The sequence below is a fragment of the Cohnella sp. GCM10020058 genome (assembly GCF_042683485.1).
Classification (GTDB): domain Bacteria; phylum Bacillota; class Bacilli; order Paenibacillales; family Paenibacillaceae; genus Cohnella.
Map to the genome: position 1 here is coordinate 426,258 of NZ_JBHUJV010000001.1, position 24,001 is coordinate 450,258.

A 24,001-nucleotide genomic window follows, 5' to 3' on the forward strand; every position below is an offset into this window, starting at 1 on the left:
CCCCTTTTTCATTTTTAGAATAATAGTAAGAATATTGCGAAAACATAACGGATCAGCCGGCAACCGCCTCGTTGACGATGCGATGAAAATCCAGCTCCAGCAGCGATTCGACCCGGCGAAGGCAGTCGCCGAATTCAAGGCGCTTGGTCAACGGATTAGGCGTTACGATGCAGCGGATGCCTGCGTCTTCGGCGGCTTTGGCGCCGTTAGGGGAATCTTCGATCGCGATCGCCTCGAGGGCGGACACGCCGAGCGCACGCAGCGCTTGCATATAAAGCTCCGGACTCGGCTTCACCTCGCTGACGTCGTCCGCGGTGCGGATGCAGTCGAAGTAATCGAGGATTCCCAGCTTCTTCAGATGGGTCTCGACCCATTCTCTGCGGGAGCTCGAAGCAAGTCCAATCTTGAGTCCGGCCGCCTTCGCGCTATTGAGGAAATGAAGAACGCCGGGTCGCATTTGTTCGCGTTCCATCAACTTGCCGTGCAGCTCGTGCACCGACTCGCGGAATAAATCCGGGTCGATCGGCAGCTTGAGATCGGTGATCAAATATTCGTAGGGGTTAAACTTGTGGAGGCTCGTGCCGATGCAGCCGGCGTACATGTCCAGGGACAAGTCCACCTCGTACTCCCGGTATGCGGACTTAAAAGCTTCGTACCATGCAGTCTCGGTGTCGAGGATCGTACCGTCAAAATCGAAAATAACAGCTTTTGTTTGCGATGCGATAGTCATAAGTTTCAAATCCCTCCATGGAGTTGTTCTGCTCTTCCGAACAACGGCGAGAGGGGGGACGCCGGCGATGGGCCGCTGGCAGAAAATAAAAAAGACCCTTCAAACCTGAAGGGCCGCGGATTCTAAATGAAATTTAGAAAATCAAATGGACCCATCTTCAAACGCTGACGAGGTTAGCTGACGGACTCGGGTAAGATGGTACCCTACTGACCGGATCTCCTGCGATCCTGTCTCGATTCGCCCCAAAACGTGGTTCCCCCGCTCTCCGGCCGTGCCGGAAACTAAGCTTACGTCCATGTTAAAGGTCCATCCAAAGGCTGTCAAGTTTGGTTAAACGATGTATGCGGTGTCATTCAAAATGAATTCGCTGTCATCGCGAAGTTCGTTAAAAAAGGGATAATTTACATTTCTCCATTGTTCCTCTAACGCCGTGTTGACAAGCCGCTGATAAACTGAGCGGGTCAAGAATAGCGGATAAGGGGCTGGGAGCATGAGTTTGCTTCTATTAGAAAAGACGAAATCCCGGGCGGCCGACGAGGCGCCCCGCTTAAAAACGGAAGAACGAAGCACGCAGCTTCCGGAGATTGCGGCCGTAAACAAAGCCGAACCCGCGGAATTCGCCAAACATTATCCGTCCGTCGCGCTTGCGGAGTGGATTCGTTCCTGCCCGCAGGTGTCGCCGGAGCAGACTTGCGGCGAGATGGCCGAGCTGTTCCGCAGACGCCATGAGCTCGAGTGCGTCGCTGTCGTGAAGGCGACCGGCGAACCTGCGGGAATCGTCATGCGGCATCGCTTCTTTAAGTTGATCGGCTCGCTGTACGGCATGCCGCTGTTCGCGGACAAGCCCGTAACCAAGCTGATGGATAGCAAGGCGATGATCGCCGAGACCGACCTGTCGCCGCAGGAGCTGATCGACCGCGCGATGTCGCGGGACGAGGAGCGGATCTACGATGCGGTCATGATGACGAGCGGCGGCGCCTTTACAGGCGTCCTTACGGTCAGCGACATGCTGCAGCTCTCGAGGCTGCTCCGGCGCGAGCTCGCCGGACGCCAGATGTCGACCGTACGCGGCGCCGAACGGATGCTGCGCGACATTCGGGGCGCGGTCGATCGCCTCGCCGGCGAGGCGTCGGTATCACGCACGGGGAGTCTTGAGGTCGCAGAGCTGGCCGAGCATGGCCAGCAAGATCTGACCGAGATGCTGGGGCTGTTCCGCCTGTGGACGGAGACGGCGGAACGACAGGCCAAATCGGTGGACGAGCTGCTCGCCAGCGTGTCGGACACGGTCGGCATCGCCAAGCTCATCGCGCAGCTGGCCGACCAGTGCAACCTGCTCGCGATCAACGCGCAGATCGAAGCGGCAAGAGCCGGCTCGCACGGCCTCGGTTTTTCCGTCGTCGCGCAGGAAGTACGCCAGCTTGCCGATCAGACCAAGTCCCAGGCCAGTCAGATTCGCGAACAGCTGAACGGGATGGCAGCTTCGGCCGCGGCCGCCGCCGCGCATGTGCGCGAAGGCAAGGAAGGCGCCGATCGCGGACTGCTGCAGGTGCACAAAGCGGAGAATACGTTTAACCGGCTGTGGACGCGCAGCTCCGAAAATGCGAAGAGCACGGAACATCTCGCGGTTGCTTCGCGCGAAGCGTCGGTCATGTCGGAGCAGATCGCGGCGCAAGTCGCCAAGCTCGCGGTTCAAATGAACGAATCTCCCGAAGAAAAATATTAACGTTCTACATTTTTTACATTGCGTTAACAATGCACGAATACAAGATTGACGAATGGTCGCTAGAATCAGAGATGTGCTTGAGAGCAAAACAAATATAAACACAATTTGAAAGGGGCTCTATCTCTTGAAAAAATCTCTGCTCGTACTGACGACGCTCGCGCTTGGCATCTCGCTCGCTGCTTGCGGCAAAAACGACAATTCCAATAACGCAAGCAATAGCGGCGCATCCTCCAGCGCGCCTGCCAGCGCAGCCATCAGCGGCGCGTTCAGCGCAGCGGGCTCGACCGCGCTTCAACCGCTGGTCGATCAAGCTTCGAAGAAGTTCATGGATCTCAACAAGGACGTCACGATCACCGTCAACGGCGGCGGCAGCGGCGCCGGCCTGTCCCAAGTTGCAGAAGGCACCGTGCAAATCGGCAACTCCGACGTATTCGCAGAAGAGAAGCTGAAGGACGCCGACGCTGACAAGGCGAAGGAACTCGTCGATCACCAAGTCGCAGTCGTATCGATCGCAGCGGTATCCAACAAGGACGTAGGCGTGGACAACCTGACGAAGGCGCAGCTGGTCGACATCTTCACCGGCAAAGTAACGAACTGGAAAGACGTCGGCGGCAAGGATGAGAAGATCGTCCTCGTCAACCGTCCTGCAAGCTCCGGCACGCGCGCAACGTTCGAAAACTTCGCGCTCGGCGCGAAGTCGGAAGATCTGCCTGACTCGATCACGGAAGATGCATCCGGTACGGTTCGCAAGCTCGTCTCCGAAACGCCTGGCGCCATCGGCTACCTGGCACTGTCCTACCTCGACGATACGATCCAAGCGCTGAAGTACGAAGGCGTAGAAGCAACGGCTGAAAACGTAGCGTCCGGCACTTATCCGGTATGGGCTTACGAGCACATGTACACGAAGGGCGAGCCTGACGGCGCACTGAAGGCATTCCTCGACTACATGCTGAGCGACGATATCCAAGGCACCGACGTTAAGGATCTGGGCTACATCCCGGTTAGCGACATGAAGGTTACGCGCGACGTGCAAGGCAACGTAACCAACAAATAATTAAATAACTTACAAGAATAGCCGGCAGAGGCGGACCTGAAAACGGGCGCCTCTCTTGCCACGTTAAGGAGAGGCTCGCATGAACATGACCCAAACCCGCCAAGCGGCGGATGCCATCGCGAAGGACGGACGCGGCAAATTTCCGAAGCACAAGCTTGAGGAACTCCGCGGCAGAGGTTACGTAATGTTTTGCGTGCTGCTGCTGATCGTGATCATTTTTTCGATCGTCTACTTCATCGCTTCGAGAGGTTTGACGCCGTTCGCGAGCCAGGGCGTAAGCGTCGGCGAGATGCTCGGCGGCCTCAAATGGTCGCCGGAAGCGGACACGCCTCGCTTCGGCGCGCTGCCGTTTCTGTTCGGCTCATTCGCAACTTCACTGCTGGCCGCCATTATTGCCGCACCGCTCGGCATATGCGCCGCAATCTTTATGACCGAAATGATGCCCAAAGTTGGCAAAAATATTTTGCAGCCTGCGATTGAATTGCTCGCCGGCGTTCCCTCCGTCGTTTACGGCTTCGTCGGCCTGAGCGTCATCGTGCCGTTCCTGCGTGATATTTTTCCCGGTCAGGGCGTCGGTATTCTGGCAGGCTCAATCGTGCTGTCCGTCATGATCCTGCCGACGATCACGACCGTCGCGACGGATGCGCTGCGCAGCTTGCCGGCCGGACTTAAGGAAGGCTCCTACGCGCTCGGCGCTACCCGCTGGCAAACGATCTCGAGGCTTGTCATTCCGACGACGCTGCCGTCGCTCTTGACCGGCGTCGTACTGGGCATCGCACGCGCATTCGGCGAAGCGCTAGCCGTGCAGATGGTTATCGGCAACGCGCCGCACATCCCGCACTCGCTGACGCAATCCGCCGCGACGCTGACCAGTATCATCACGTTGTCGATGGGCAACACGACGAGCGGTTCGTTGCACAACAACGCACTGTGGAGTCTCGCGCTCATTTTGCTGATCATGACATTCTTGTTCGTATTCGTCGTACGACTGCTGGAGAGGAGAGTGAAGCACGCATGAAGGCCAAGTCCGTAGACCGCATCATGACCGGCGTCATCGTCGGCATCGGCTTTTTGATCATCGTGCTGCTCGCCGCGCTGCTCGGCTATCTCCTCATCCGCGGCGTCGGCCATATCAGCTGGCACTTCCTCACCTCCGCGCCCGAATCGATCCGCGCAGGCGGCGGTATCGGTCCGCAGCTGTTCAACTCGCTGTTCCTGCTCGTGCTGACGATGATCATCACGGTGCCGCTCGGCCTCGGCGCCGGCATTTATATGAGCGAATACGCCAAGCAGAACCGGCTGACCGCCTTCATCCGCCTGATCGTCGAGGTGCTGTCTTCCTTCCCGTCGATCGTCGTCGGCTTATTCGGACTTTTGGTTATCGTCAACCGCTTCGGCCTCGGGCTCTCGCTCATGTCCGGCGCGCTCGCGCTGACCGTGTTCAACCTCCCGCTTATGGTGCGGATTACGGAGCAGGCGCTGCGCGCCGTGCCGCGCGAGCAAAAGGAAGCCGGGCTTGCGCTCGGACTGTCCCGCTGGCGCACGATCACGACGGTTATGCTGCCGATCTCGCTGCCCGCCATCGTTACGGGCACGATTCTCGCGGCAGGCCGCGTATTCGGCGAAGCCGCCGCGTTGCTGTTCACGGCCGGCATGAGCTCGCCCCGCCTCGACTTCACGGACTGGAATCCGCTGCACCACACGTCGCCGCTCAATCCGTTCCGTCCGGCAGAGACGCTGGCCGTGCACATCTGGAAGGTTAACAGCGAAGGCCTCGCGCCGGACGCCGCACAGATCGCCGCAGGCGCATCGGCCGTGCTCGTCATCACCGTGCTGCTCTTCAATCTGGGCGCCCGCTGGTTCGGACGCGCGCTGTACCGCAAGCTGACGGCGGGACGCTAAGCCCCGCCGCGTCCGACCACCCGGAACCTTAAAGGAGGAATTCATCGTGAGTACGATCGCGACCGATAAGACAGAAGCCGAACGCGCATCCCGCCCGGCCGCCGGCGCGCCGATCCCGCCGCGCGTAAGTGCGGGAACCGCCTTGCCGCCTGTGCCTTCCGCACCGCTTGCGCAACCCGAGTCTTCGGCGACTCCTGCGCCATCCGTGCCTGCCGAGAAGCCGCAGACGGCGCCGTCCGAGCCCGAAGCGAGCGGGACAGCGCGGACGCAAGCCGCGCCGCCGCCCGCTTTTTACACGAAGGACCTGTCCGTCTTCTATGGAGAAAAGCAGGCGATCAAGCAGGTCAGCATGGCATTCCCCGATCGCCAGGTCGTCGCGTTGATCGGCCCATCGGGCTGCGGCAAGTCGACGTTCCTGCGCTCGCTCAACCGGATGAACGACCTGATCCCCGGCGCTTCGATCAAGGGCGAGATTTGGATCGGCGGCCATAACATTTGCGATCCGCATACGGACGTCGTGCGTCTTCGCCAGAAGATCGGGATGGTGTGGCAGCGCCCGAACCCTTTCCACAAATCGATCTATGAGAACGTCGCGTTCGGTCCGCGCTATCACGGCGTGAAGAAGAAGGCGGCGCTCGACCAGCTCGTCGAGGAGTGCCTGCGCAAGACCGCGCTGTGGGACGAGGTCAAGGACCGGCTGCATCAATCGGGCCTCGCCTTGTCGGGCGGCCAGCAGCAGCGTCTGTGCATCGCGCGCTCGATTGCCGTCAAGCCGGACATTCTGCTCATGGACGAACCGGCTTCCGCGCTCGATCCCGTGTCGACCGCCAAGGTCGAGGAGCTGATCGCCGAGCTGAAGCAGGACTACACGATCGTCATCGTCACGCACAACATGCATCAGGCTGCGCGGGTGTCCGACAAGACGGCGTTTTTCTTCCTCGGCGATCTGGTCGAGTACGACGAGACCAACAAAATCTTCACCAACCCGTCGCGCAAGTCGACGGACGACTATATCTCCGGGCGCTTCGGTTGATCGCAACCGACCTAAAGCGACCGCGGGCGATCGACATGAGGCGGTGCCGGACCGCAGGCCCGGCCCAATGAGGAGGAGGCGCGCTAGTGATCATCGAGACCAAACAGCTGCAACTGTACTACGGAAAGTTCCAAGCGCTTAAAAACGTGGACTTGACCATACCGGAGAAAAGCATCACTGCGTTCATTGGGCCTTCGGGCTGCGGCAAGTCGACGCTGCTGCGGACGCTCAACCGGATGAACGATACGATTCCGGGCGTGCGCATCGAAGGAGAGGTGGTCATCCAGGACCGCAATATTTACGACGGGCAGACGGAGGTCGAGTTCCTTCGGAAGCGGGTCGGCATGGTGTTTCAGCAGCCGAATCCTTTTCCCAAGTCGATCTACGACAACGTCGCCTACGGACCTCGCCTGCACGGCGTAACCAAGAAGTCCGAGCTGGACGCCGTCGTGGAGAAGAGTTTGCGCTCGGCTTCGCTATGGTCTGAAGTCAAGGACGTGCTGAAAAAATCCGCCTGGGGCCTGTCGGGCGGCCAGCAACAGCGTCTGTGCATCGCGCGGGCGCTCGCAATCGAGCCGGACATCCTGCTCATGGACGAATCGACGTCGGCGCTCGATCCGATCTCCACGACGAAGATCGAGGAGCTCACGCGGGAACTGAAAAAAAGTTATACGATCGTCATGGTCACGCATAACATGCACCAAGCAGCCAGAATTTCGGACCGGACGGTGTTTTTCTTGAATGGAGAGGTAGTGGAATCCGCGGAGACGGAGCAATTGTTCCGGGCGCCGCGCGATCAAAGGACGGAGGACTATATCTCCGGAAGATTCGGTTAATCGACCTGGAAGGGGCAAACGGCCAATGACGGCGAGAAGGGAATTTGATATCGGTCTCGTGCAATTGCAGAACATGCTGGTAGAAATGGGAGACAGAGTGGAGAAGGCGCTTGGGGACGCGATGCAGGCGCTGGAGGGCCTTAACGGGCCGCTGGCGCAGCGCATCGTCAAAGCCGATCCCGAGCTGAACAGGCTCGAGGAGCGCATTGCCGATCTGGGGTCCAAGCTGATCGCTACGCAGCAGCCGGTGGCGAAGGATCTGCGCCGCATTCTCGTGGCGCTCAAGATCTCCTCGGATCTCGAGCGGATGGGCGACCTGTCCGTCGATATCGCCAAGGTCGCGATCCGGCTGGAAGGCCAATCGCTGATCAAGCCGCTCGTGGACCTGCCGCGGATGGCCTCGCTGGCGCAAGGAATGATCGGCGATTCGATCCGTTCCTACATCGACGAGAACGTCGACCTGGCCTACAAAATGGCCAAGGAAGACGATATGATAGACGCTTTGTACTCCCAGATCTTGCGTGAGCTGTTCGAATTGGCCGGCGAGAATCAGAAGAACGTCGGCCAGGCAATGAACCTTTGCTTCGTGGGACGCTACATCGAGCGGATCGCGGATCATGCGACGAACATCGGCGAGAACGTTGTCTTCCTCGTCGTCGGCACGCGTCCTGACTTGAACCAATAAGCATCGCCAGAAGGTGCGGCGGCGAAGCCGCAAGACAAGGGTTGCCCGGGCAGTCAATTTGTGGCTGCAGGGCAGCCTTTTGTTTTTGGGGGACGGGGGCGGGGAACGCTTGGCGGCGTGCAGCCGCCGAAAGGGCGATCGCCTCCTGTAGAGAAGGCGATGAGCGCTAAGCGGCCGCCGAAAGGGCCATCGCCTCCTGTAGAGAAGGCGATGAGCGCTGTGCCGCTGCCGAAAGGGGCATCGCCTGCTGTAGAGAAGGCGATGAGCGCTAAGCCGCTGCTGGAAGGGCCATCGCCTCCTGTAGAGAAGGCGATGAGCGCTGTGCCGCTGCCGTAAGGGCCATCGCCTCCTATAGAGAAGGCGATGCAAGCGCCCTGCCGCCTCAGACGCAAAAAAAGGGTTGTTCCCATCCGCTTGGCGGAGGAACAACCCTTTTCGCATTATTTCATCGGGATAAACATGAGCGTGATCGGCAGATTGGAGCCGAGCGCCGTCAGGTAGGAAATCTCGACCGTCTCGTTGTACTGTCCGGTGCGGTAGACCGGCGTTGCGACGTTCGGGTTTTCCAGGATGCTCGTGTTGGTGACGGGGACCTTCACGCCGTTGACGAGGAAGGCGCCGGTGTAGATGCCGCCCCGCGCGTTAAGCGAGATGAGCGTGTTTGCTTTGACCTGCACCGTCATGTGGTAGACGACGCCGAAGTTGCCCCAGTTGTTCTCCGGTTGGCCGTTCAGCTGGTCGATGCCGTCGAGCGCCGGATCGATGCTGTGGTCGCCGAACACGATGCGCTTCGCCGTGTCGCCAAGCGTCTCCTGGATGACGACCTCGCGGTCCGCGCCCTGGAACGTGCCCCGGATGTGCTTGCCGTCGCGCTTCATGACGCCGAGCGTCGGCAGCGTGGTCAACGGATCGTCGCCGCTCTTCACCGCGAACAGCGTGTACTTGACGTTCGTCGATGAGCTCAGGTCCGCGTAGGCGGAGAAGGTTTGGCCCTTGGACAGCGCCTTCTGGTTCAGCTCGGGCACGATAAGCTTGGTCGCGCCCGGCGCGAGCCACGTCGTCGAGGTCGTCTGCGTGTCGCGGGCGTCCAGGTAACGGATCGCCGCCATCTTGCCCGTATAAGCGCCGAACGTCTCCGGACCCGCGCTGCCCCAGGCGCCGAGGTCGATCGATGCGGATTCGGTCGTGCTCTCGTTGGTTGCGGCGAGATAGATCTTGAGCGGCTCGGAGCCCAGGTTCTGATGATACAGGAACAGGCGGAGGTCGCCGGCCAGGGTGTCGCGGTACAGAACGCCGGGACCGGTCAGATCCTCGGGACTGTCGGAAGCGATGAGCGCGCGGTTCGAGCTGTAGAACGTATAAGGCACGGTCGGAATCTTAAGAATGTCCGAGCCGACGACCGGATATTTGTCGCCGACAAGGGTGAAGCGTTCGTTGAATTCGGCCTCGGTGTACATGACATCCGTCGAAATAGTAATCGTCTTGGTAAAGTCCGAAATGCTGCCGTGCTTGTCGGTAACGCGGAGCGAGATCGTCTGCGGGCCGGATACGAAAAAGCCCCGCTTGTTGTTCGACCACTCGGTCGACACGATCGCGTCCTCGTCATCGTAAGACTGGTTCGTGTAAGTGATCGGCTCGCCGATCATATACGTGTCCTTGTCCGTCGTAAATTGAGCGACAGGCGGCTGGTTCGGAGGCAGTACGGTGATCGAGACGGCGTACGGATCCAGCCAATTGCCTGCCATGTCCTGAACGCTGCGGGTGATCACGTATGTACCGGGCTCAGGGAATACGCTCATGTTGCCATCCCAGCTCTCGGACCAGATCTTGTTCGCATTTTTGGACAAGCTGGTGTAAGTGACCTGCGTCTGGCCGGCGTAGATCACGTCCTGATCCACCTTAAAGTCGGCGGTCGGCGCTACGCTCCAGGTGAGCGATACGGTGCCAGGCGCAGCCGACAGCTTGGAGCCGGTTGCCTTGACCCAATCGCGCAGCGGAACCATCAGGCTGCCTTTGTAGATATAAGTCTTGCCGGAGGAAGCGTTCTTCGCTCCGTTCAGCCAAAACGAGGTGCTGCCGGTCTTGAATTCGACCGAATTGCCGTCTGTGGAGATCGTGTAAGTCTTGGATGAAGCGGTGTAAGCAATCTTATAGCCGAATCGGGCGGCGAGCATGGATACAGGCGCATAGGTGACGCCTTTAACGATAAGTGCGGGCTGCGGAGAGGCGTACGTCGTGCCGTTGACCGATACTTGCGCTTTGTTCAGGGTCAAAGTAAGAACGTTGTCGCTGGGGCCGGCGGCCGTTGCTACGTGCGTGGCGGTCGGTGCAAGCAGCGTGACGAGCAGCGCGGCGGCGGTGATCCATTTAATCAAGCGTTGTCTTTCAAGCTTCCAATTCATAGTGCTAAAGTCTCCTTTTACTTCTAAAATCCGACGATTACGGTTGTGTGCGACTCTATTCTAGACGAATGCCGGAATTAAAAGTTGCGTTAAAATCGTGAAGAAACAGCGAACAAAAAGCCGTCCTCTCGGACGGCCTTCCTTTTTGGCGTCGTAATTACGCGGAAAACAGGGGGTTCGATCGCCGTTTATCGCGACGCGGACGGTTTCTTTTTAGGTACCGAGGAGGTGCCGAACAGGATCCAGGCCCACCGGAAATTGCGCTGAATCGTCCAGGTGACAACCCATGCGACCAGCAACGCCGCGAGATACTCGCAGGCGTAATAAACGTGGAACAGCATGCCGTTGCCCGGAACCGGTATATCGCGGTAGTAGTAAAGCACGGCAGGGTGAACAAAATAGATCCCGAAGGAGCATATGCCGATATTGCCCAGCAGTCTGGCCCAAAACGCCTTAGGCCGACGCAGGATGACGTTCGAGAGCAGGAAAAGCGCGACGGCGGATGCGAGGTTGAACACGAATTGCGTATAGGTGAAAACCTGTCCGTCGGCCCAGTCCTTGTGCACGAGACCTTGATATCGCAAGTAGACGTAGTAGAAACCCGATACGAGCCACAGTGCGTAGGCCAGCAGCACGGACAGACGGCGAACGGCGGGACGCGCCGCGAACCAGGACAGAATCCGTTCAAAGTGGATGGCGATCCACACGGCGACCGTGAAGACGCCGAAGTAGGAAATGAACAGGCTGCCCGTACGGTGCAGGACGTCCGGCCATCCGGTCTGATGGACGATGTATTCGCGATTCAGGTAGTAATAACCCAATTGCAGGACGATGCCGATCCACCAGATATGGCGGCGGACCCAGACGCTGCGGAGCGTGAGCAGCAAGATGGGGAACAAGATATAGTACTGGATGATGACAAACATAAAATACAAGTGGCCGTATGCTTGTCCGGTGAGCAGCTGTTCAAGGAATTTCGTCGCCGAATCGGCGGGCGGCGCGAATTTGGCTTTGAGCAGAAAATAGAACAGGCTGAAGATCGCGTACGGAAGCACGGCGTTCCAAATGCGCTTGCGGTAAAAGGTGCCGATCGTGCCGCCGGTGAGCGGTTTGCCGACATAATTGTAGGTGAGCACGAACCCGCTTATAAAAATAAACGCAGGCACGGCGAAGACGGCGAAATCATGCAGGAATACGTAGAGACCATAAAAGGAAGAGGCTGTCTGCAGCTGAACCAGGGCATTGCTCGTCGAGTGAATCATGATGACGGCCAGTATCGCCATCGCTCGCATCAGGTTAATTTCCGGGATGTATCGTCTCGCTTGGGTCAACGCGAACTCTCCTTACCGTTCCAATATATTAGCAATATTAACACAGCCCGCCCGGGCCAAGTGCTTAAACTTTCCTTAAAGCGGGATCGGCTCCGGACGTCGCCCGGTCTCCGGCGTTTATGGTATGATTGATCTTAATGGAAGAAGAACGGATGGAGCGTGCGAAACCGATGGCAAAACGATGGAAAACCGGGCAAGGCGAAGGCGGGCGGGACAAGCTGCTCTTGATCGACGGCAACAGTATCGTATTCCGGGCGTTTTATGCGATGCCGCCGCTGACGAACGCTGCCGGCTTGCAGACGAACGCGGTGTTCGGCTTCACGACGATGCTGCTCAAGGTACTCGAGGAGGAGCGCCCGTCGCATCTGATCGTCGCGTTTGACGCGGGCAAGACCGTGTTCCGCCACGAGGGGTATGCCGAATACAAAGGCGGCCGCCAGAAGACGCCGCCGGAGCTGTCCGAGCAATTTCCGCTGCTCAAGGAGCTGCTGGACGCGTTCTCGATCGCAAGGTACGAGATTCCCGGCTACGAGGCTGACGACATCATCGGCGCGCTGACCAAGCAGGCCGAGCAAGCGGGCATCGAGGCGGTCGTCGTCTCGGGAGACAAGGATATGCTGCAGCTGGCGTCCGAGCGGACGAGCGTGCTCCTCACGCGCAAGGGTGTGAGCGAGACGGAGCGTTATACGCCTGCGGCGATCGGAGACAAATACGGGCTGGCGCCGCTTCAGATCATCGACCTGAAGGGTCTCATGGGAGATGCTTCGGACAATATTCCGGGCATTCCGGGGGTCGGGGAGAAAACGGCGCTCAAGCTGCTCGCGGAGTATGGCAGCGTCGAAGAGGTGCTGGCGCATGCCGGAGAGATCAAGGGCAAGCTCGGAGAGAACGTGCGCAGCAACATGGACTCGGCGAAGATGAGCAAGGAGCTCGCGACGATCTTGCGCGAGATCCCGCTTGAGCGGAACTGGGAGCAGCTTGCCTGGGAAGGCGCCGAGGAACCGGTGCTGCTTGGCGCATTGCGCAAGCTCGAGTTCAAGTCGCTGATCGAACGGCTCGCACTCAGCGAGGGCGAAGCGGACGCGGCGTCCGCCGCCGAAGCCGCTGCCGCTTACGAGACGGTGCGCGTTAACGATGAAGCGGACTGGGCCGCGCTCGCGGAGGCGCTCCCGCACGCCGATAGCTTCATCCTCGACGCGAGCGGCGATAACCCGCACATGAGCGAAGGCATCGGGATCGCGGTTGCCGCCGGAGAGCGGGTATACGCGCTCCCGTTCGCGGCGCTGCTGACGGCGCCGCAAGCCGCGCCGCTCAGGGACTGGCTCGCGGATGCCGGCGTGCCCAAGACCGGCTACGACCTGCACCGCGCCGAGCTCGTGCTGGCACGCAAGGGCCTCGAGCTGCGCGGCCAAGCTTTCGACTGCTCGCTCGCGGCGTACCTGCTTGACCCGACCGATGCGGATCCTTCGCTTGTCGGACTGCTCGCGAAGGCCGGGCTTCCCGGCATCGCCTCCGACGAAGCGGCTTACGGCAAGGGCGCGAAGTTCAAGGTGCCGGAGCCCGAGGCGCTGGCCGCCCATCTGGCAGCCAAGGCGGATGCCGTCCGGCGGCTCGCGTCGCGGCAGGCGGCAGAGCTTGACGAAGCAGGCATGAAGCCGCTTTACTACGAGCTCGAGCAGCCGCTTGCAATCATCCTCGCCGACATGGAGAAGCAAGGCATCGTCGTGCAGTCCGAGGCGCTTGAGGAGCTGGGCAAAGACTTTCAGGGACGGATTAGCCAGATCGTGACCGAGATCTACCGGATCGCGGGCTTCGAATTCAACATCGGTTCGACCAAGCAGCTCGGCGAGGTGCTGTTCGACAAGCTCGGTCTGCCCGTCGTCAAGAAGACGAAGACCGGCTATTCGACGGACGCCGAGGTGCTGGAGAAGCTGGAGCCGTATCACGAGATCGTGCGGCTCATCCTTCATTACCGCCAGCTTGCCAAGCTGCAGTCGACTTATATCGAGGGACTGCTCAAGGAAATTCGCCCGGAGGACGGCAAGATCCATACGTACTACCGTCAGACGATCGCCGCGACGGGCCGGCTCAGCAGCCAATACCCCAACCTGCAGAACATCCCGATCCGCATGGAGGAGGGACGCCAGATTCGCAAGGCGTTCGTGCCGTCCGAGCCGGGCTGGCAGATTCTCGCCGCCGACTACTCGCAGATCGAGCTGCGCGTGCTGGCGCACATCTCAGGCGACGAAGGGCTGAAGGAAGCGTTCCGCCTGGAAATGGACGTTCATACGAAGACGGCAATGGACGTATTCGGCGTCAGCGCCGAGCAGGTGGACGGCAACATGCGGCGCAGCGCCAAAGCCGTCAACTTCGGCATCGTTTACGGGATCAGCGACTATGGCCTGTCCCAGAACCTCGGCATTACGCGGAAGGAAGCGGCATCCTTTATCGAGCAGTACTTTGCCGCTTTCCCTGGCGTACGCCGGTACATGGACGACATCGTGGCGCAGGCCAAGCAGGACGGCTACGTCAAGACGATGCTCGAGCGGCGCCGTTATCTTCCGGACATCCGCTCTTCGAACTTCAACCTGCGTTCGTTCGCGGAGCGTACGGCCATGAACACGCCGATCCAGGGCACGGCTGCAGATATTATCAAGCTTGCCATGGTGCGCATGGCCGAAGCGATTAAGGCAGAAGGACTAAAGAGCCGGATGCTGCTGCAGGTGCATGACGAACTCGTATTCGAGGTGCCGCCGGAGGAACTGGATACGATGAAGAAGCTCGTGCCGGAAGTGATGGCTTCCGCACTGCCGCTCGACGTGCCGCTGAAGGCGGAGGTTAGCACAGGCGTCAACTGGTACGAAGCCAAATAAGCGACGACGCAACGGCGTTCGATTTTTAGCGAATCGATCAGTCACCTTAGAGAAAGGATGGACAAATATGCCGGAGCTACCGGAGGTAGAAACGGTCAGACGCACGCTGAGCGAGCTGATCGTAGGCAAGCAAATCGGATCGGTGACGGTGCGCCTGCCGCGCATCCTGCAAAAACCGGACGATCCCGACGTTTTCGGCGCGATGCTGGAGGGGCGTACGTTTACGGCTGTAGAGCGGCGGGGCAAGTTTCTGCGGCTGATCTTGGACGGACTCGTCCTCGTCTCCCACTTGCGAATGGAAGGCCGGTACGGCATGTTCGCGGACGACGCGCCGCTGGACAAGCACTCGCATGTCATTTTCCATTTTACGGACGGCACTGCGCTGAGGTATACGGACGTGCGGCAGTTCGGCACGATGCATTTATTCCCTGCAGGCGAGGAGCTCGTGTCGCCGCCGCTTGCGAAGCTCGGGCTCGAGCCGCTCGAGGCGGGCTTTACCGCGGAGGCGCTGCGGGGCTCGCTGGGCCGCAGAAATACAAAGATCAAGCCGCTGCTCCTGAATCAGGAATGGATCGTAGGGCTCGGCAATATTTATGTAGATGAGGCGCTCCATCTGGCGGGCATTCATCCCGAGCGCATGGCCGGCGAGCTCAAGCCAAAGGACTGGGGCAGGCTGCATGAAGCGATCGTAACGACGCTGACGGCGGCTGTCGAGGCCGGAGGCTCTTCGGTCAAGTCCTACGTCAACGGACAGGGCGAGATGGGCATGTTCCAGCATCGGCTTCGCGTCTACGGGCGCACCGGCGAGTCCTGCCCGGTCTGCGGCAATCCGATCGTCAAGTCGGTCGTCGGCGGACGGGGCACACATGTATGCGCCAAGTGCCAAAAGCCGCCGAAGGGCGCCGCAGGACCGGCGAGCGGCGTCAGCGCGGCTGCTTCGAAGCGTTACCGCGAGGGCGGCAACGCCGTAAAGCGCAGGTTGGACGGATCGGTTGACGACGAATCGTAACCGATTATTCGAGATTGAAGCGGGCATTCGCCTGCCCTTCTGCATAGGATGAACAGAACCGTCGATCCCTACCCGGGTTCGACGTATGTCTTCGCCATGCAGGAGGTAAGATCATGCTCGCTCATTTGGCATCCTTATTATTTCTCGCGTTTGCAGTCAGTTTGGACGGCTTCGGTGTCGGCATTACGTACGGTCTTCGCAAGATTCGCATCCCGCTCCCGTCCGTCGCGATCATCGCGGCATGCTCGGGCGTGGTTATCCTCGTCTCCATGCTCGTAGGGTCGCTGATCGCCGGGTGGCTGTCACCGTATGGATCCAAAGCCGTGGGCGCGGTGATTCTTATAGGAATCGGCACTTGGGCATTAATCCAGTTCGCGCGTAATCGCAAGGCGGATAAAGAAACAAGTGCCGGGGCGAACGGCGAGTCAGCGGACGGGGGACAGAGCGACGCAGCAGCGCAGCGCGCCCAGGTTGGCGAATCTCTCGCATCGGGATCAGGTGCAGAGGGGGCGCATGCAGCTGACGCCGTTAGTGTCGTGCCGATGCTGACGCTTGAGCTTCGATTGTTCGGCCTTATTATACAAATACTGCGAACGCCGTCGGTCGCCGACGTTGACAGGTCGGGTATTATTACCTCCGGCGAGGCGCTGCTGCTCGGCATTGCCTTGTCGCTGGATGCGTTCGGAGCGGGCATCGGCGCTGCGCTCGTCGGATTCCCGGCTGTGCCGACCGCGATCTTGATCGCTGCGGCGAGCGGCATGTTTCTTTGGGCGGGCATGCGCGTCGGATTTCTGGCATCGGGAATGCGCTGGGTGCAGAGACTGACCGTGTTGCCGGGCATTATTTTAATCGTAATGGGCATATTCAAGCTGATGCAGGCCTCTTGAGGTCTGCGGTATAGGCTTGATTTTTACGACTCATGCCATTATCCCATTGACTCAGCAGGTTCATCCGGCATTTGCGCAGCTCGTGCAGCTTGAAGCCGTATCTGAGCCGAGGGGATAATGGCATGGCAGGGTAGCACCAGAGCTGAGCGAGCGGGATAATGGCATGGCAAGGCAGGGGAGCGCCAGAGCTGAGCGAGCGGTATAATCGTACAAAGGACGGCAACCCTTTCATTTGGAGCGAACGACGGCATACTTTGCCGCTGCAAGGAGGTTGGCAGGATGAACATCGGATTGACCGGAGGCATTGCTACCGGCAAGAGCACAGTCGCGCGTATGTTGGTGGCCAGGGGGGCAGCACTCGTCGACGCCGATCGAATTGCCCGGGAAATTGTCGAACCAGGACAAGCTTCCCTCGCCCGGATCGCAGAGCGATTCGGTGCAGACGTCATTCGGGAGGACGGCACGCTCGACCGGCGGTTGTTGGGTTCGATCGTGTTTGCGGATGTGGAGGAGCGCAAAGCGCTTGAGGCGATCACGCACCCGGCCATTCGCGAGCGAATGCGCGAGCGGATCGCCGTGCTTGAGGCGGAGCAGGCGGACCGATTAGTCGTGGCGGACATTCCGCTGCTGTACGAGTCGGGGCTGCAACACTTATACGAAAGCGTCATGGTGGCTTACGTTCCTCGCGAAATTCAGCGCATTCGTCTGATCGAGCGCGACGGGCTGTCGCCTGAAGAAGCGGACAAGCGACTTGGCGCGCAAATGGACATTGAAAAGAAACGGCAGCTTGCCGATTACGTGATAGACAATAGCGGTACGCTGGCCGACACTGAAGCGCAGCTGGATCGCTTCTGGCGGTCGCTTCAGTCGGGAACGGTTTCGTTATGAGTAAAAAAAGGACGAGGCCGAAGCGAAAACGCTGGTTTTTGCTACTGTTCCTCATTATCGTCGCGTTGCTGTTTATCCGTTCGGAATGGCTTGGCAAGATGGTATACCCCATTCAGTACCAAAAAGAAATTCAGTCGAACGCGGACCGCTATGCCGTGGATCCTCGCCTGATTGCGGCTGTCATACGGGTAGAATCCAATTTCGAGCCGAATGCTGTCTCTCCGAAAGGCGCGATCGGTATCATGCAGATCATGCCGGATACCGCCGAATGGATCCTCAAGCAGGACGACTTCGGCAGCATCACGGCCAAGCTCGCAGGAGAGCGAGCCGACGCGGGCATTCGCCTCGGATCCTGGTACCTCAAGGAGCTGCTGCGGCAATTCGACGGCGATGCGGTCAAGTCACTGGCCGCATACAATGCGGGACCGGGCAAGGTGAAGCAGTGGCTCCGGGATGGCAAGTGGGACGGCCGCGAAGAGACGATCTCTGATATCCCTTACGGAGAAACCCGGCGATACGTGCAGAAGGTGCTTTTTTACCGCAAGAAATATGACGAACTATATGACAATTGGTCTTAAGCGCGTTAAAATGGAAAAGAAGCCCTGAAGCACGAAGCTTCAGGACTCCTTGTTATTGAATTACCTAGGTGAAGAGCGTGAACTTAGAAACGGCCTGCGAGTTGTTGCTCAGCGATTTGTACCAGGCGCTTAGTGATGCTACCACCAATCGAACCGGTATCGCGAGTAACCATGTTCCCGTAGTAACCGTCTTGCGGGATTGCAATGCCGAGTTCTTGAGCAACTTCATATTTCAGTTGGTCAAGCGCACCGTGAGATTGAGGTACGACCAGGTTGTTGCTGTTGCTGTTGTTTCCTTGGCTCATGTTGTTCACCTCCTCGCGGTTGGTAAACGTATTATGTGCCTTATCCCCGGAATCATGTAAGGGAAGGCTTGGAAATTTAAAAAAAGTTTCTCTCGTCGAAGGAGAGCCGCATCCATATGAAATGTCCTTATTGCGACTACAACGGTACGAAGGTGCTCGACTCCCGTCCGGCCAACGACAACAAGTCGATTCGCCGCCGTCGCGAATGCGAATCCTGCAATCGCCGCTTCACGACTTTCGAGATGGTCGAAGAGACACCGCTGATCGTTATTAAGAAAGACGGCAGCCGCGAAGAGTTCAGCCGCGAGAAGCTGCTGCGCGGCCTGCTGCGCGCATGCGAGAAACGTCCCGTATCCGTCGGACAGCTCGAGATCCTCGTCTCCAACGTCGAGCGCGAGCTGCGCAACACCGCCCAGGCGGAGATCGACAGCAACATGATCGGCGAGAGCGTCATGGAGCAGCTGTACCCGGTCGACGAGGTCGCATACGTACGCTTCGCGTCCGTGTACCGGCAGTTCAAGGACATCAACATGTTCCTTAAGGAATTGAACGTGCTTATTAATAAGCACGGGATTTGAAGTTTTGAACTTGTTATTGGTTTGCAGGCGGACAGGCTCTGCGCCTTAGAGGGGCAGAGCTTTTAAGCTTTATGTACATGAAGAAAAATTGTTCAATTTATTGTTGACATGCCTTTTGATCCTGTGATAAGATCATTCTTGTCGCCAACGAACGATACGTCATATGGGGCCATAGCTCAGCTGGGAGAGCGCATCGCTGGCAGCGATGAGGTCAGGGGTTCGATCCCCCTTGGCTCCACCAAATGCAAACTTCAGACACGCCGAATAAGGCGTGTTTTTTGCATTTGGTGGAGCCCCTGAGGGGGCGAACCCCGGGGGGCGTTCCACGCGCAGGGAGCCGAAGGCGGACGAGCATGGCATCGATATCTACCGCTGCGCTCTACATCGGCGAATCTGCTTCGTCAGCAAAGGTTAATGAGGATATCGTTATCCCCCTTGGCTCCACCAAACATACGATACTCGAATCCCTTGCGTAGCAAGGGTTTTTTCCTTTTGGTGTTTTCCCTCTTCGGCGGGTCAATCATCGGTTTTGATGAATCGGGGACGGATTGGGGACGAAAATTTTTACATCGTGCTGCCGAATCCGAAGGAAAGCCTTCAAGGTCCAATACCCGTAAGGCAAGTCGATATGGTGATTTTTCTTAGGCAATGGATAAAATGGTGGAGGACGGGTCGACTTGGAATCCCTTGCCTGCCTTCCGCCCTTGGCCGCACTAACATCTTCTACACGACCTTCTTGCGGTTGTAAGATCGTCCCTGAGGAAACACGAGGGCGTTTCCTCGTCGGCACTCCGATTAGTCAGTGCCCCAAAGAAGTAGTATTTCGTAAAGCAAAAATCCCCAAAGATATCGAGTATATTTCCCCATCGTCGCGTGGGGAATTTTGTCACGGCTCTTTTGTCACGGCTCTTTCATGAGCGCATGCTTCATTCTGTAGCTAGCTCTCACCTCGAAAACGAGTAGATGTCCATGGTGTGCTAAACGGTCAATCATCGCCGCGACCATCTGGCCATCGGTGAAGACGGTTCCCCATTTAGAGAATTCCAGATTCGTTCTAATGACTAGACTTCGGCTTTCATAGCTGTCAGCAGAAGCTCGCCTCGAGCGAGCTTGACAAGACTCAGAGGCTGGAGAACGAATCAAGAAGGCTTTCAGTCGCAGAGGTTATCAGAAGGGCGCTCGCTCCATCAAAATGGTCCTGGAGCATGGTTATCTATAACTGTAAACGGATTCGCAGGCACATGAGGAATTTAAACCTCGTCTGCCCTCACTGCAGGACTAATTCATACAGAAGAATGGCTAAGACAGTACTGGAGCACCGAGTCGTACCGAATAAAGCTACAACGGGAGTTTAAGAAGGGGTTCCTGGGTCTTGGCTGCTCACTGACATCACTTATCTTCTACATGGACGGTCGGAGATGGCTTTTTTATCGATGATCCTGGATGCCTCCACGGGAGAACTGTTGGCTTACAATCTTTCCAATTGCCTTACCCTATCTTTGGCGACGAAGACGATCGATAATCTGAAAAAACAGCGACGTTTGAAGTTACATAAGGATGCCTTTATCACTCCGATCAAGGTAGTTGCTATTCCAAAAGCTGCTGAAGAAGATGGGCTGAGCCAGTCCATCTCGAGACGAAAAAACTGTTGGGATGATGCACCATATGAGTCTTTTTACGGTCACATGAAAGACCATGTGATTAGCAGCAATTGCTTCACTTTAGAGGAACAAAGTCTAGAAATTGATCGCTACGTGCGAATTACAACCACTACAAATACCAATTGGAACGAAAAAGGTACCCCCTATTACACGAATCATTGAAGCCCGCTCATCCGCACGGTACTATTTTGTAGGATAACAGCGAGTTTCGTTGTATCTTCCTTGCTTAACCCTTTTTCTTCCTTCACCATGATAAAACACTCTCCAGCCTTGATCGTTGTTATCCATCCACGACCGATCCCCGTTTGAATATACCCAATATCGCGCGGACAAAAAGCCGACAGCTATTAGCACAAACATGCCAGGATCACCTAATATCTGGAACGAAAGCATCCGGGATAAAGGAATGATTGACTGGATCGATCAGGATCAATTCTTTAAATTTGTCCTCACGAAAGATACGGGTTACAAGAAAGAGAGCACCTTAGTCCAATTTGCGAATCAAAGACGAAGAAAAGTGAATCCGAGCTGGCTTTGAAGATCAAAGGCTGCAAGTCATATAAGTAGTAAGCCGGTTCAATCGTATCCTGCCGGCTTCGCTGTTGCGGGAACTTCTTCTTTTTTAGGGCGCTGTAATTTTAGTCACAGAAAGAATCGATGGGGTTTACGAGGTTAAAGAGGAAAGCTACAACGCGGCTCCCTACAAAAAAATATAGCATTAAGAAGTAATGAACTTTTTAATATTCTACAGATTTAGATAGTTTATCAAGAAATGTCTCAAAGAAAGTTTTTTCCGCTTGCTTAGCTTGAGTTAGAAGCTTCATTATTAGGGGTATCTCGTTCGTTTGATGAGATAGGGAAACTTTTAAAGCCAAATTCCTAATCACTGCTATTGCATTTTTTAGATTGTTTGAATGATCATACAGTCGTTTATCAAATGAGATAATTTTATTTGTAAACATATAAGAGAGTCGAGAGTTTAAAGTGTTCTTATGTTCGAAAAAAAGATGATAGGGCCGTATATCTAAAAACCCTTTGTCTAAAAATTCGCTGCTTCGATTTATCAATGAATTATAAACGTTAATTCCATAGATACTACTTTGTGTTGGTGAATTTGAGCTAGAGTCCCCTATGCTGTTAATGTAGTTCATAGTATCATTCATAACTTTTTTCAAATCAAAATTAATTTCTTCATTTCTATCCAAAGAATAAAAGGTGACATGATTATGATAAGGATAAAAACATTCATCATCCATGATCGATGCAACAAACAAGTCTATTGGAATAATCATATTATCGTTATATATTCTATTGTAAAAACCTGAACATATTAAATAACCCTCAGTTTTATTGTAACCATGTATAAGTATATCGTGACTAACATGTCTTTTGTTGAAATTCCTATTTCCTTTAGTATAATATTCATTTAAAAATGTATAAATGTATTTGCTTTGGTCTATCAAATCAAAAAGAGTTTCAATGCTACCATTTATAGCGTGCTTTAAATAATTTCTAGTATGTACTTCAGCAGAAAGATTTGGAGGAAGTTGATAAGAATCGAAATCAAACCATTTCTCGTCATTTTTTGAGTCGTATCGACATGAGATTTGAAGGAAGTTACTATAAAACCAAGGAAGTATTTTATCTTCTTGCGTAAAAATTATTGAAAGAGGATAAGCATGATATAAGTAAAGGACTATTGGGGGAGTCCTCGTAGGTAAATTATTTATCATAAGTCGTCCCTTCTCTAATCAAAAGGTTTAGATTTCTATTTGGATATAAAATCCTTGTTGTACTATGATAATAAATAAAGTTATAATTTGTATGTTAGTATATAAATATGAGCATGTAAAGAGCGGCTTATTAATTTTAATAAAGGTAAAATTTTTGAAGTAATGGAGGTGAGATTTTGAAGCTGCTTTCCGTACATAAAGAATCATACATTATGCCGGGAGAAAGTGAGAGTGTATACCTGCCCAAAAACATATCACTGTTTCTAAAGTGCCAGGGAGAAGCGAAGGTTTTCTACCATAAAAATTCTTCGAATATAAATAATGAAGGAATTTTAATAACGAGAACCACCTATAAAAGGTTAAAATTACAAGCCCTAAACAATATAATAAAAATTCAATTTTATTTATTTCTTGATGAAAGCCAGACAGAACTTAATAATAGTTTCATCAAGATTAATTCAATGGGAATTGAAATTATTGAAATGTCCCAAAATCTATTTACAGATAAACTGGAAAAAGACATTGCATTATTTGAAAAATTTTTTAATACCATTCTGAAAAAAAGGGATATGCATGAAAAAACTAAATTAGTAAATAAAAAAAATCAAATCGATACAAGACTTATTAAGGTAAATCGTTTTATTCGCGATAATTATTCAAAGCCTATCACTCTTAGAATGCTGGGGGAATTAATCAATATTAATCCTATTTATTTAAGTAACGCATATTCCAAAGTTTTCCAAGTTTCCCCGATTTATTATTTGAATACTGTTCGAATTAATGCCGCAAAAAGAATCTTAACGAAAAATTTTGATTTTCCTATATATAGGATTGCTAAAATGGTCGGTTTCTCTTCAAGTTCACATTTTGCAGCCACTTTTAAGCGTTATACTTCTTTAAGCCCTTCTGAATTTAAAAATTTGAAGACTTGATTATATTAGATTCATACTACATTATTCTTGGGGGAAATAATATGGATAGGAGTCAGTACCTACACAACAAAATCATGCTAAATGCATTATCTTTTAAGTCAAATTTTTATAAAACAATAGTACGATCTGATTTAGCAAAAAAGTTAGAAGTAATCGTTAATGAAAAGCAAAGTTTACTCCATTATTTTGGGATGCCTGCCGCGAATTTTTATGACATGAATACATTTAAAAGTTATATAAATAAGCTCACTAGTGTTGAATATAACGAAGTTATATTCAATGAACAACTTGAGAAAGTCAAAAACTTTGACTTAATTTATAAGAATATGCTTTTTGGGGATATTGATTTAATAATCAAATCCGGTGAAGACGAGAATCATAAGAAAATTGTATGGCCATTTGATTTTATTTTCTTAGATTACTATGATTGCTTTGAATTGAATAGACTTGAAATTTTTGAAAAATGTATGTTTGAGCAAAAAGAAAACGGTGTTGATTCTTGGATATTTGCATTATGCCACAAATTTGAGTTTCATAATACAAATGAAAAAGAAATTTTGCTAGAAAATCATCAATCAATAATAAGGAGTATTCTGGATGTTTGTAAGAATAGTGGATATTTCCATAGTGATATGGATACATTTATTTATATTCGCGAAGGGCGTAAAACGAAAGAATTACAAACTTATATGCAATATTCCATGATTTTAAAGGATGAAAAATCTTCAAGAAATAATGCGATTAAGATTCACTTTAGCAATGGTACTAATTTTGAAAATATAAAGGAATTAGTATTATAACTAGATTACCTTAACTTATAAAGGATCCTGGGAAGGATTCCTTCCAGACTGTCGAATAAAT

At 54.4% G+C, this 24,001-nt stretch carries 22 protein-coding genes, 1 tRNA gene and 1 riboswitch; of the genes, 17 read left to right on the forward strand and 6 right to left on the reverse strand.

Features of this window, described 5'->3' with window-relative positions:
* Positions 1 to 52: 52 nt before the first annotated feature.
* Positions 53 to 730 (reverse strand): HAD family hydrolase, encoded by a 678-nt coding sequence (locus ACFSR7_RS01770; protein ID WP_378158656.1) that lies wholly within the window; start codon positions 728 to 730, stop codon positions 53 to 55.
* A gap of 146 nt (positions 731 to 876) precedes the next feature.
* A riboswitch (cyclic di-AMP (ydaO/yuaA leader) is annotated at positions 877 to 1,028 on the reverse strand.
* Positions 1,029 to 1,220: 192 nt separating this feature from the next.
* On the opposite strand from ACFSR7_RS01770, the gene ACFSR7_RS01775 reads away from it, so the two are divergent.
* The 7 genes from ACFSR7_RS01775 to phoU all read left to right on the forward strand — a co-directional run bounded on the left by ACFSR7_RS01775 (position 1,221) and on the right by phoU (position 7,963).
* Entirely contained in the window at positions 1,221 to 2,453 is a 1,233-nt protein-coding gene (locus tag ACFSR7_RS01775) for a methyl-accepting chemotaxis protein (RefSeq protein ID WP_378158657.1), read from the forward strand.
* Between the two features lie 124 nt (positions 2,454 to 2,577).
* Positions 2,578 to 3,507: a PstS family phosphate ABC transporter substrate-binding protein gene (locus ACFSR7_RS01780; RefSeq protein WP_378158659.1), complete on the forward strand. Its 930-nt coding sequence runs from the start codon at positions 2,578 to 2,580 to the stop codon at positions 3,505 to 3,507.
* A gap of 85 nt (positions 3,508 to 3,592) precedes the next feature.
* Positions 3,593 to 4,525, forward strand: a complete 933-nt coding sequence (gene pstC, locus ACFSR7_RS01785) for a phosphate ABC transporter permease subunit PstC (RefSeq protein WP_378159059.1) — start codon at positions 3,593 to 3,595, stop codon at positions 4,523 to 4,525.
* Positions 4,522 to 5,409 (forward strand): phosphate ABC transporter permease PstA, encoded by an 888-nt coding sequence (gene pstA / locus ACFSR7_RS01790; RefSeq protein WP_378158660.1) that lies wholly within the window; start codon positions 4,522 to 4,524, stop codon positions 5,407 to 5,409. The genes pstC and pstA overlap by 4 nt, the downstream gene beginning before the upstream one ends.
* A 304-nt stretch (positions 5,410 to 5,713) precedes the next feature.
* The gene (gene pstB, locus ACFSR7_RS01795) at positions 5,714 to 6,442 is read left to right on the forward strand and encodes a phosphate ABC transporter ATP-binding protein PstB (protein ID WP_378159060.1); all 729 of its coding nucleotides are present in this window, start codon (positions 5,714 to 5,716) and stop codon (positions 6,440 to 6,442) included.
* Positions 6,443 to 6,531: 89 nt separating this feature from the next.
* Positions 6,532 to 7,278 carry a phosphate ABC transporter ATP-binding protein PstB gene (pstB, locus tag ACFSR7_RS01800; protein ID WP_378159061.1) on the forward strand — a complete coding sequence of 249 codons (747 nt, stop codon included), beginning with the start codon at positions 6,532 to 6,534 and terminating at the stop codon, positions 7,276 to 7,278.
* Positions 7,279 to 7,303: 25 nt separating this feature from the next.
* A complete protein-coding gene (gene phoU / locus ACFSR7_RS01805; protein ID WP_378122653.1) occupies positions 7,304 to 7,963 on the forward strand; it encodes a phosphate signaling complex protein PhoU in 660 nt (219 codons plus the stop codon).
* Between the two features lie 440 nt (positions 7,964 to 8,403).
* Here phoU and ACFSR7_RS01810 read toward each other — a convergent pair whose 3' ends face one another.
* The gene (locus tag ACFSR7_RS01810) at positions 8,404 to 10,365 is read right to left on the reverse strand and encodes a stalk domain-containing protein (protein WP_378158661.1); all 1,962 of its coding nucleotides are present in this window, start codon (positions 10,363 to 10,365) and stop codon (positions 8,404 to 8,406) included.
* Between the two features lie 188 nt (positions 10,366 to 10,553).
* The gene (locus tag ACFSR7_RS01815) at positions 10,554 to 11,696 is read right to left on the reverse strand and encodes an acyltransferase (protein ID WP_378158663.1); all 1,143 of its coding nucleotides are present in this window, start codon (positions 11,694 to 11,696) and stop codon (positions 10,554 to 10,556) included.
* A gap of 170 nt (positions 11,697 to 11,866) precedes the next feature.
* Between ACFSR7_RS01815 and polA the strand changes: the two genes are divergently transcribed.
* The 5 genes from polA to ACFSR7_RS01840 all read left to right on the forward strand — a co-directional run bounded on the left by polA (position 11,867) and on the right by ACFSR7_RS01840 (position 17,931).
* Positions 11,867 to 14,569: a DNA polymerase I gene (gene polA / locus ACFSR7_RS01820; protein WP_378158665.1), complete on the forward strand. Its 2,703-nt coding sequence runs from the start codon at positions 11,867 to 11,869 to the stop codon at positions 14,567 to 14,569.
* A gap of 67 nt (positions 14,570 to 14,636) precedes the next feature.
* Positions 14,637 to 15,578 (forward strand): DNA-formamidopyrimidine glycosylase, encoded by a 942-nt coding sequence (mutM, locus tag ACFSR7_RS01825; protein WP_378158666.1) that lies wholly within the window; start codon positions 14,637 to 14,639, stop codon positions 15,576 to 15,578.
* A gap of 113 nt (positions 15,579 to 15,691) precedes the next feature.
* Positions 15,692 to 16,465 carry an MntP/YtaF family protein gene (locus ACFSR7_RS01830; RefSeq protein WP_378158667.1) on the forward strand — a complete coding sequence of 258 codons (774 nt, stop codon included), beginning with the start codon at positions 15,692 to 15,694 and terminating at the stop codon, positions 16,463 to 16,465.
* A 279-nt stretch (positions 16,466 to 16,744) separates the two neighbouring features.
* Positions 16,745 to 17,353 carry a dephospho-CoA kinase gene (gene coaE, locus ACFSR7_RS01835; protein ID WP_378158669.1) on the forward strand — a complete coding sequence of 203 codons (609 nt, stop codon included), beginning with the start codon at positions 16,745 to 16,747 and terminating at the stop codon, positions 17,351 to 17,353.
* Positions 17,350 to 17,931 carry a lytic transglycosylase domain-containing protein gene (locus ACFSR7_RS01840; RefSeq protein WP_378158671.1) on the forward strand — a complete coding sequence of 194 codons (582 nt, stop codon included), beginning with the start codon at positions 17,350 to 17,352 and terminating at the stop codon, positions 17,929 to 17,931. Before coaE ends, ACFSR7_RS01840 begins: the two co-directional genes overlap by 4 nt.
* An 83-nt stretch (positions 17,932 to 18,014) precedes the next feature.
* Here the strand turns inward: ACFSR7_RS01840 and ACFSR7_RS01845 are convergent, their stop codons facing one another.
* Complete coding sequence (locus ACFSR7_RS01845; RefSeq protein ID WP_090113886.1) at positions 18,015 to 18,236, reverse strand: alpha/beta-type small acid-soluble spore protein; 222 nt, start codon at positions 18,234 to 18,236, stop codon at positions 18,015 to 18,017.
* Positions 18,237 to 18,352: 116 nt separating this feature from the next.
* Between ACFSR7_RS01845 and nrdR the strand changes: the two genes are divergently transcribed.
* Positions 18,353 to 18,814: a transcriptional regulator NrdR gene (gene nrdR, locus ACFSR7_RS01850; RefSeq protein WP_090113883.1), complete on the forward strand. Its 462-nt coding sequence runs from the start codon at positions 18,353 to 18,355 to the stop codon at positions 18,812 to 18,814.
* 165 nt (positions 18,815 to 18,979) lie between these two features.
* A tRNA-Ala gene (locus ACFSR7_RS01855) sits at positions 18,980 to 19,055 on the forward strand.
* A 659-nt stretch (positions 19,056 to 19,714) separates the two neighbouring features.
* Here ACFSR7_RS01855 and ACFSR7_RS01860 read toward each other — a convergent pair.
* A complete protein-coding gene (locus tag ACFSR7_RS01860) occupies positions 19,715 to 19,957 on the reverse strand; it encodes an ATP-binding protein (RefSeq protein ID WP_378158673.1) in 243 nt (80 codons plus the stop codon).
* A gap of 275 nt (positions 19,958 to 20,232) precedes the next feature.
* On the opposite strand from ACFSR7_RS01860, the gene ACFSR7_RS01865 reads away from it, so the two are divergent.
* On the forward strand, positions 20,233 to 20,637 hold the full coding sequence (locus tag ACFSR7_RS01865; RefSeq protein WP_378158674.1) for a hypothetical protein: 405 nt from the start codon (positions 20,233 to 20,235) through the stop codon (positions 20,635 to 20,637).
* A 575-nt stretch (positions 20,638 to 21,212) separates the two neighbouring features.
* On the opposite strand, the gene ACFSR7_RS01870 is transcribed toward ACFSR7_RS01865, so the two are convergent.
* Entirely contained in the window at positions 21,213 to 22,208 is a 996-nt protein-coding gene (locus ACFSR7_RS01870; RefSeq protein ID WP_378158675.1) for a hypothetical protein, read from the reverse strand.
* 176 nt (positions 22,209 to 22,384) lie between these two features.
* Here ACFSR7_RS01870 and ACFSR7_RS01875 point away from each other — a divergent pair, with 176 nt between their 5' ends.
* Both ACFSR7_RS01875 and ACFSR7_RS01880 read left to right on the forward strand, forming a co-directional pair.
* Positions 22,385 to 23,140, forward strand: a complete 756-nt coding sequence (locus tag ACFSR7_RS01875) for a helix-turn-helix transcriptional regulator (protein ID WP_378158676.1) — start codon at positions 22,385 to 22,387, stop codon at positions 23,138 to 23,140.
* A 41-nt stretch (positions 23,141 to 23,181) separates the two neighbouring features.
* Complete coding sequence (locus ACFSR7_RS01880) at positions 23,182 to 23,940, forward strand: hypothetical protein (RefSeq protein ID WP_378158677.1); 759 nt, start codon at positions 23,182 to 23,184, stop codon at positions 23,938 to 23,940.
* Positions 23,941 to 24,001 lie beyond the last annotated feature (61 nt).